Origin of the sequence: Armatimonas sp. (assembly GCF_043760365.1) — a bacterium.
GTDB lineage: Bacteria > Armatimonadota > Armatimonadia > Armatimonadales > Armatimonadaceae > Armatimonas.
Genome location: NZ_JAYUPA010000800.1, coordinates 1 through 9,435 on the forward strand (window position 1 = coordinate 1; position 9,435 = coordinate 9,435).

Consider the following 9,435-nt stretch of genomic DNA (forward strand, 5'->3'; position numbering starts at 1 on the left):
GAGTACAACTGGCTCAAGACAAGTGGGATTATCTCAAATAAAAAATGGGGGAATCTTCCCGGCGGCGAGATCTTCACATCACCCTGGGAGATCAATGGAGTTTTTGTGGTAGATGGTGTTGTCGGCGACTATCTCTGTGCTAAATATGGGCTGATGCAAGCAAATCCACTGACACTCACGATTGAGAAGAACCGCCTCACCAGCGCTCGTTGTGCCAACAAGGCGCTGGAGGCTGAGTTCTGGGAGTACTGCCACACCGACGAAAACTCAGATCGGGTGGGGGAGTTCGCCATTGGAACGAATATCGGTCTGACACGGGTGATTGGCAATATCCTCCAGGACGAAAAATTCCCTGGTATCCATATCGCCTTTGGGGATCCCTACGGATTCCATACCGGAGCGGGTTGGCAGTCCTGCACGCACATTGATGTGGTCGGCCTACGTTTTGATATCTGGGCCGATGGCAGGGCGCTCATGCAGGCGGGCAGCTTCCTAGTCTGAGGAAAACCCGTAGCCTTTGTGATCTATGTCACCATAAAAAGTGACTCAGATCACATCCGATTGATTTTTACTGTTGTCCAATGAGACCACGGTAAGAGAGTTTCACCGCTACCCTACAGGAGAAGGCTCCCTTTACCGGATAATCGAAGCAAGTAGTTTTGTTAGGTTGTGGGTATAATCCTATCAAAACCCGGTATTTTTGCGGAGGGGTCGCTCTCTGCAACTGAGGAGTTCTTCATGAGTCGTTTGGTAACTGTTGGGGCGGTGAGCGCTCTGGTAATGGTGTTAGGGGCCAATGCAAATGCATGGGCCCAAGAGGATATTGCTGCTGCCCGTGCCTATATTATCCAGGGGAAGTTCGCCGAAGCGATCAAGGTTCTCGACAAGCTTATTAAAGAGCGGCCGGATGCCATTCAGCTCTACTTCGATCTAGGGCGCGCCCACTTTGGGATGAAGAACCTACCTCAGGCGGAGGCGGCTTTTGGCAAGGTTATCGTTGGCAAGCCTATGGTGGCGGACTCCTATTTTAACCGTGGGGTGGTACGCATTCAACTGAGCAACTGGGCAGGGGCCGCTGCTGATTTTGCCAAGGTAATAGAGCTCAATCCGAAGCCTAAGCCAAATGCCCCGGATCTCGTGCTAGAGTCGCGAGACAATCGTGTGGGTGCCTATCTTCAGGTGAACAAGTTCGCTGAGGCCGTTGCGGATGCGAGTATTGTCCTGAAGGCGGATCCCAAGCGCGGTTTTACACTGCTCAATCGGGGCTATGCCTACGAGAAGCTCGGTCAGTTCGACAAAGCGGTTGCCGACTATGCTCTTGCGATTCCTTTGCTGAATGGTGCAGACAAGTCATCCACTTATTTTTCTAAGGCAGATATTGAGTTTCTGAAGCTCAATCAGCTCCAGCCCGCTATTGGCGACTACACCGAGGGGCTGGCGCTCGATAAGACCAATGTCGGGGCGCTCCTGAATCGTGCGGCCTGCTACTTCCAGTTGAAGAACTTCCAGGGGGCGCTTGCCGACTACAGCAGTGCGCTGGCTCTCAAGGCGGGCGATGGGGAGATTCTGAAGAACCGCGCCGCCGTTTATCTTCAGCTCAAAGACTACAAGTCGGCGATTGTGGACTACTCTGGCTACCTGCAAAAAGCAGGTGCATCAGCGGATACTACTGTCTACCGACTGCGTGCCGCGTGCTATCTGAATGTGGATCCGAAAAACTATGCGGCAGCGGTGGGAGATCTCAAGATCTACCTGGCGAAGAATACGACTGATGCCGTGGCCTGGAAAGACCTTGCACTGGCGCAGTACAACATGGTGGTGCCTCAAGGCGGCTCCATTGACAAGGCAAAGGCGGCGGGGCTGAGTGAGGCGATTGCCTCCGCGACCAAGGCGACCCAGCTCGATGCCAAACAAGCCGATGCCTTTATTATTCTGGGCGACTCCTACAGCTTCCAGGAAAAGTACAAAGAAGCGGTCTCTCCCTACACCAGCTTTATCGCACTGGTGCCTGATAAGCCCTTCGGCTATGAGGGACTGGGCCGCGTTCAGTACAACCTCCAGGACTATAAAGGGGCCATTGCCAACTTCGAGAAGTACCTCAAGCTTAAGTCCGATGGCCCGGAGACGATGGAGATTAAGAAACTCCTGGCTCTCGCAAAGGCGAGCGGTGGCGGTGGCTCCGTCGCGGACCGAATTGCGGCGCTGACCGAAGCAATCGCTGCCGATCCGAAAGACCCGGTCGCCTACACCAACCGTGGTGTGGCCTACTTCGAGTCGCAAGACTTCGACAAGGCCATTGCGGACTTCCAGAAATCCCTGGATCTGATCAAGCCCAGCGATGACAACTACCTCAAGTACATCAGTAACCTGGCGAGCGCCCGCTACAGCAAGGCGAATAAGACCAAGGCGGGCGGGGATTTCAAAGCGGCGGCGGATGTCTATAACCAGTGGCTTGCCAAAGCACCCGGCAATGCCGAGATTCTCTTAACTCTTGGGGAGATCTCTCTCAACCTGAAACAGTGGGACAGCGCGATCAGCAACTACACCAAGTATCTGGCGACCAACCCCACGGATGCTAAAAATCAGCTCGCGGTTCTGACCAATCGGGCCTACTGCGCCCTTCAGAAAACTCCCCCCGATCTGGCGGGCGCGATTGCTGACTACGGCAAGATCATCGCCCTCAATCCTGCCGATCCGAAGTTCTACGAGCTCCGGGGCAAGGCCTATCAAGACCAGAGAAACTTGACGGCGGCGGCGGCGGACTTTGAGAAGTTTGCGCAACTCTCCGGTAGTAAAGATCCTGATGCCATTAAGAACCTGGCCATTCTGTACTTCAATACCGGGGAGAACAAGCGCAAGGCCAACGACCCGACCAAAGGAATCCCGGAGTTCGACAAGGCTATCGCTAACTACACCACGTTCCTTGCGGTAAAGCCTAGCGATGCACCGGCTCTCTACGGACGAGGACTCGCGACCTACCGTAAGTCAAAGGCTGCGACGGATTCCAAGGTGAAGCTTGCGGAGCTGAAGAAGGCTATCGCGGACTTTGAGGCCGCCACCAAGGCTGATGCGAAGCTGGCCGATGCCTGGTACTACCTGGGCCTCTCCTGCGATGACTACGGTGTGGCTGATGAGATCTCGGCGGAGACCATGTTCCCCAAGGCGATTGCCGCCTACGAGAAGTACATCACGGTGCCTGGAGTGTCGGCTGCGGATATCGAGGCGGCTAAGAAGCGTATTGCCCAGCTCAAAGAAGCCCTGTAGTAACAAATACGAAGAGAAAAGAGATCTTCAAATGCCCAGCACGAGCTTCGTGCTGGGCATTTTTATTGGTCGTTGCCACGATACAATACCGACGTGAACCCCGATGCCTTTCTGGACCGTCTTCGCCAGCACCCCGACTACAAAAAACAGATCGTGCATATCGAGCATATCCCGGCGCGGCCTGCGGTCTATGGGGAGCTGGACGCGCCGCTGCCAGAGCGGCTGCAAAAAGCGCTGAAGGAGCACATGGGGGTCAAGAAGCTCTTTCGGCACCAGGCAGAAGCCATTGATCTGGTGCGCCTCGGGTTTCAAGTGATCGTCACGACACCCACAGCGTCGGGGAAGTCTTTATGCTACAACGGGCCGGTTTTAGAGACGCTGCTCCTAGAGCCCAAGGCGCGGGCGCTGTATTTGTTTCCCACCAAAGCCCTCGCACAAGACCAGCAGAGCAAGCTCAAGAGTCTCGATTTGTGGCCCGATATTATCTCCGCCACCTACGACGGCGACACGCCCAAGGACGAGCGTTTTGCCATCAAGCGCACGGCGCGGCTCTTGGTGACAAACCCCGATATGCTCCACCTGGGGATCTTGCCGTATCACAATGGCTGGGCGACTTTCTTTCGCAACCTACGCTATGTGGTGCTCGATGAGGCTCATGTGTATCGCGGGGTCTTTGGGGCGCACGTGGGCAATATCCTACGGCGCCTCTTGCGTGTGGCGGAGCTTTATGGCGCACGGCCTCAGATCATCGCCTGCTCCGCGACCATTGCCAACCCGGAGGAGCTGTTTACGCGCCTCACGGGGCGCACGGCCGAAGTGGTCTCGGCGGAGAGTGGAGGAGCGCCCACGGGCAAGCGGCGCTTTGTTTTCTGGAACCCGCCCGTGACGGACGCCGCCACGGGCACGCGCCGCTCGACCAATGCCGAGGCTACCCATGTCTTCACGGAGCTGCTCAAAGACGACGTGCGAACACTCGCCTTCACCCGCTCCCGCAAGACGGCGGAGCTTTTATTGACCTATGCACGCCGGGCGCTGGAGGGCAAGCCCGCCGCAGAGAAAGTGATGAGCTACCGCGCGGGCTATACCCCGGAGCAGCGGCGTGAGATCGAGCGCAAACTCTTCACGGGGGAGCTGACGGGAGTGACCGCGACCAATGCGCTGGAGCTGGGCGTGGACATCGGGGGCATGGACGCTGTGGTGATGACGGGCTATCCGGGAACCGTGGCGAGCACCTGGCAGCAAGCCGGGCGCGCGGGCCGTCGCCAAGGGGAGTCTTTAGCCTTTCTTATCGCCGCCGACAACCCGCTCGATCAGTTTCTCATGCGCCAGCCCGACTACTTCTTCGAGCGCCCCGCCGAGCACGCAGCGCTCGATCCGACCAACAAGCACATTCTTGGCGGGCACCTGCTCTGCGCCGCCTACGAAGCGCCCCTCACCGACGAAGACGCCGACCTCTTTGGCGGGGAGCGTGCCCGCTGGGTGGCGCATCGCTTGGTCGAGGAAGGCGCACTGGCGGCGCGCGGCGATAGGCTCCACTATGTCGGCACGGAGTACCCGGCGGCGCTTGTCAATATCCGCTCGGCATCGTCGAATCAGTACGTGATTGAGGAAAACGGCAAGACACTGGGCACGGTTGAGGAGGCCAAGGCCTTCGAGACCATTCATCCCGGCGCGATCTACCTGCACATGGGCGAGAGCTATATTGTGGAGGAACTCGATACCGTGGGCCGCCGCGCCACCGTCCGCCGCGCCGCCGCCAGCTACTTCACCGAGCCCAAGACCGACTCGCACATCGAGATTATCGCCACTGGCGGCAGTAAAGAGTTCGGCGACACCGTGGCCTACTTCGGCGAGGTGCGTGTTACGAGCTGGGTGACGGGCTTTCGTCAGAAACAGCTCTTCTCCGACGAAGTTCTCGGCACCTACGATCTGGATCTCCCCGAACAAACTTTTGAAACTGAGGCCGTCTGGTACCCCCTTCCTCAATACCTCGTCGAAGAACTTACCGTCGCGGGCCTGGATTTAGCCGGCGGCGTTCACGCCGTCGAACACGCCAGCATCGGCCTGCTCCCGCTCTTTGCCCTCTGCGATAGAAACGACATCGGCGGCGTCTCCACCGCGCACCATCCCCAAGTTGGAGCCCCCACGATCTTCGTTCACGATGCCCACCCTGGCGGGGTCGGAATCGCCGAGACCGGCTTTCGCATTATCGAGCAGTGGCTCACTGCGACCCACACGCTGATCGAGGAGTGCCCCTGCGAGGACGGCTGTCCGAGCTGTATCCAGAGCCCTAAGTGCGGCAACAACAACGAGCCATTAGACAAAAAAGCAGCCGCTCTGATCTTGAAGCGCTTGCTGCACGGCGAACCCCCGCCGGTTGAAAACGGCGTCTGAGGGCGTTCCGCCAAAAAGTCGCTCCGCGACTGCTGCGTGGTGTCCCAGTCGCGGAGCGACTTCTCAGCCGAGGGACGAGGCTCTTAGACCGATTTCAATCGGCGGACAAAAAATCAGTCATTGGGAACAAAAAACAGTCATCGGACGTATAGAAACAGGCAATGAGGAGAGAAAATTAATGGACGAGACAAAGAAAACAAACCGTGAACCGGGCGCACTGAACTATGCACAGGTCGTATCACTTGATGTTGCGGCGCAGATAGCCGCAGCGGCTCGGAAACCTGCCTATCATGCGACTCTACTGGCACGTGGGATCACCGACGAGACCCTCGATGCGCTCGATACCGCCGTGAGCGAGGGCAAAAAAGAGCAAGCCGCCGCGGTGGAGAGCGATACCGGTCAGTGGGTTTCTACCAGCAACGAGAAGCTTGCCCGAAAAGAGCTACTGGCCGGGTTGCGCGAGGTGCAGACCGCCGCACGGCAGAAATGGACACGCACCCAGCCTGCGGCGCTCAAGGGCTACTACATCGGGGAGAACCTGCCCAACATGAGCCGCGCCACGCTCGTGCAGGTGACCGAGGGGATTCTCTTGCGCCTCTCCACACAGACTCTGCCAGGAATCACTCCTGAGACGATCACGGCCCTGGCGGCCAAGCGCGACACCTATGTCGAGGCCAACCAGAGCCAGCTTGGCTTTATCGCGGGGGCGAAGGCACGCCGGGAAGCTGCCCTAGAGCACCTCAAGACCGCCACTGACCTGCGGATCGAGGTGCAGTTCGCCGCCGATGCCGCCTACCCCTTCGACAACCCCAAAAGCGCTCCCGCCCGCACCGAGTTCGCCCTCCCGCCCAACCGTCGCTTTGTTACGCGGTAGACAAGGTTCCCCTCCCCCCGCTCCGTTCGTTCCTCACTCCACGACCCCCTCCCAATAATGGGAGGGGGCCGGGGGGAGGGAGGGCTTCCCTACGTCCCGCAGAACGTTTTATAGCCGCACGCGCTGGCTGGTGCTGGCTCGTGGTATTTCGAAGAGATAGCGCTGTACTCGTAGGGCTTTGTGAGAACCTCTAGCAGCGCGTGCAGTGGCCCGAGGTTGTTGTCGTTCTCGGCGGCGGTAAGGGCCTCTTCGACGAGATGGTTGCGCGGGATGACAGAGGGGTTGGTGCTGTGCATGAGCGCGATTTGCTCGGCGCTAGAGCTTGCTTCGCGGCTACGGCGCTCTTGCCAGCGGGCGTGCCAGGCCGCAAAGTCGGCATTTTTGTCGGTTGGATCGGTAATGGTACGGAAGGTGTTGGTGAAGTCCGCCTCGGTCTGTTCCATCCAGGTGAGGAGTGAGGCGATGAGCGCGGGGTCGTCGGGTTCGGCGGTTTGTAGCCCGAGTTTATGGCGCATTCCCGTCAGCCAGGCCTGCTCGTAGAGATCAGGGAAGGTGTTCAGGGCCTCAGTGGCAATCGCGACAGCCTCGTCCTCGGTGGCGCTGAGCAGCGGGAGGAGCGACTCAGCGAAGCGGGTGAGGTTCCAGTGGGCGATGGCGGGCTGGTTGCCGTAGGCGTAGCGCCCGTTTTCGTCTATCGAGCTGAAGACCGTCCCCGTGTGGTAGGTGTCTAAAAAGGCGCAAGGGCCGTAGTCAATGGTCTCGCCCGAGAGCGTCATGTTATCGGTATTCATGACGCCGTGGATAAAACCGACTAACTGCCACTGTGCGATGAGCGCGGCTTGGCGAGCGAGCACGGCGTGGAGAAACGCTGCATATTTCTCCGACGAAGTTGCAAGCTCGGGGTAGTGGCGGGCGATGGTGTAGTCGGCCAGCACGCGCAGGTTTGCTTCATCCCGGCGGGCAGCGGCGTACTGAAACGTCCCCACCCGAATATGGCTGGCGGCTACTCGTGTTAAAATTGCGCCGGGACGTCGTGTCTCTCGCTCGATCTGCTCGCCCGTGGTGACCACGGCAAGGCTACGGGTCGTGGGAATCCCGAGCGCGTGCATGGCCTCCGAAATAATATACTCGCGGAGCATGGGGCCAAGCGCCGCGAGGCCATCGCCGCGCCGGGAGTACGGCGTTCTCCCCGAGCCCTTGAGCTGAATGTCCACGCGTGCTCCAGCAGGCGTGACATGCTCACCCAGCAGAATCGCGCGGCCATCGCCGAGCATGGTGAAGCCGCCAAACTGGTGCCCGGCGTAGGCCTGAGCGATGGGCTCAGAGCCTTTGGGAATCGCCTGCCCCGCAAAGAGCGGAGCGAGTTCACCGTCTAACTGCAATCCCAGCTCCTCGGCGAGGCGCTTGTTGAAGAGCACAAGCTGTGGAGCGGGGGTCAGCGCGGGAGTCGCTTTCTCGAAGAAGGCGGCGGGAAGGCGGGCGTAGGTGTTGTCAAACTGCCACGAGTGAGAACTCATGCCTCCGAGTGTACCCGCTTCTGGGCATACGTCCGTTCGGCAGGAACCATCACCAGCTCGCGCTCGGGGAAGCGCAGAGCGGCCAGGAAACCCCCGAAAACACAGCCACCGTCGAGGTTGACGGTGTTGTTGATGAAGCGAATCTCATCCTGTGGTGTGTGGCCGTAGCAGATCAGCGGGCCATTTTCGCTATCGCCGATTTCACGCTCGGCGGCCCAGTCGTGGCGAATCGGCATGCCGCTGGCCTCGAAGCCGCGCACATCTCCAAAGCGCGTGAAGCGTGTGATGAAATCGCTGCTCTGGCCCAGCATGTCATCGTGAATTCCGGCGTGCGCGACCGCAAGGGTGCCGTCTGCCAGCACGAGGTGCACGGGCTGTGGAGCCAGATACGCCAGAATATCGAGCGTCAGGTGCTCCCGCTCTTTCTCGGGCATTCCGAGAAGCTGCTCCTCGGTGAGATCCAGGCCGTGGGTGCGCTGGACTTTCCCACCCTGAAGCATCCGAAACAGCTTGTCATCGTGGTTGCCCGGAACGAAGAGAGCAAGATCTTTGGCTACCAAGTCACAGACGAAGCGCAAGACTCCGGGCGAGTTCGGGCCACGGTCCGCCAGATCACCGACAAAGACGGGGACACGGCCCGTGGGGTGCTTGCCTTCGGCAGAGTATCCGAGTTTTCCGAGCAGTGTTTGTAGCTCGCTCAGGCAGCCATGCACATCGCCGATCACGTCAAACGCTGGGGCACTGACAGCGCCGGGCGTGGTCTGCACTGTCGCACTATCCATCTGCTCGGGCGTGAGAATGTGCACCCCGGCTAGGCGTTGGTCTTTGGGCAGCTCGCGGAGTGCCTGCTCCAGTGTGGCCCGGTGGCGGGTGACGACTTTCTCCCCGACGGAGCGCCCCACTCGCTGGGCATCGCGACGGATCGCTTCGTCGAGCGGGACATCAAAGGCGACGACATGCACGGGGACACGGGCGGCGTGGGCGAGCGTGATCAGCCGATCCCGTGCGCCTGGCTTGAGTGCGGTGGAGTCCGCCACGGTCAGCCGCCGGTTTTTGAGACGCAGCGCGATCCACTGGTGAAACAGCGCAAAGGCATCGTCGTTGGCGCTTTGCGATGCGGCATCGTCCACGACCATCTCGCGGCAGTGATCACTGGAGACAAGCTGCGAGGCGCGAAAGTGCCGCCGTGCCCAGGTGGACTTGCCCGAACCCGAAGCGCCGCAAAGTACAATCAGACAGACAGGGGGAAAGCTCAGAATCATCGTAAGGATTGTATCGTTTGGCAAGGGCGCGGTGGTAAAGGGTGTCCCCCCGGTTGGAGCGGGGGGAGTGGAGAGCGTCGCAAGCTCCGCTACGAAGGCCGTTCCGGCCATACTGAAAAATAAA

At 59.4% G+C, this 9,435-nt stretch carries 6 protein-coding genes; 4 read left to right on the plus strand and 2 right to left on the minus strand.

From position 1 onward, the window contains the following. From ACH2EH_RS19340 to ACH2EH_RS19355, 4 genes are all read left to right on the plus strand, one after another. A partial coding sequence (locus ACH2EH_RS19340) for an aminopeptidase (RefSeq protein ID WP_395144232.1) occupies positions 1-501 on the plus strand: 501 nt, incomplete at its 5' end. A 237-nt stretch (positions 502-738) separates the two neighbouring features. Continuing rightward, on the plus strand, positions 739-3,264 hold the full coding sequence (locus ACH2EH_RS19345) for a tetratricopeptide repeat protein (protein WP_395144234.1): 2,526 nt from the start codon (positions 739-741) through the stop codon (positions 3,262-3,264). A 93-nt stretch (positions 3,265-3,357) separates the two neighbouring features. Beyond that, on the plus strand, positions 3,358-5,658 hold the full coding sequence (locus tag ACH2EH_RS19350) for a DEAD/DEAH box helicase (protein ID WP_395144236.1): 2,301 nt from the start codon (positions 3,358-3,360) through the stop codon (positions 5,656-5,658). A gap of 178 nt (positions 5,659-5,836) precedes the next feature. Then, positions 5,837-6,532: a hypothetical protein gene (locus ACH2EH_RS19355; protein WP_395144238.1), complete on the plus strand. Its 696-nt coding sequence runs from the start codon at positions 5,837-5,839 to the stop codon at positions 6,530-6,532. Positions 6,533-6,621: 89 nt separating this feature from the next. Here the strand turns inward: ACH2EH_RS19355 and ACH2EH_RS19360 are convergent, their stop codons facing one another. Further along, a complete protein-coding gene (locus tag ACH2EH_RS19360; RefSeq protein WP_395144240.1) occupies positions 6,622-8,049 on the minus strand; it encodes a YdiU family protein in 1,428 nt (475 codons plus the stop codon). Beyond that, positions 8,046-9,435: AAA family ATPase (locus ACH2EH_RS19365; RefSeq protein ID WP_395144241.1), on the minus strand; the 1,390-nt coding region annotated here is incomplete at its 5' end. The genes ACH2EH_RS19360 and ACH2EH_RS19365, both read right to left, overlap by 4 nt.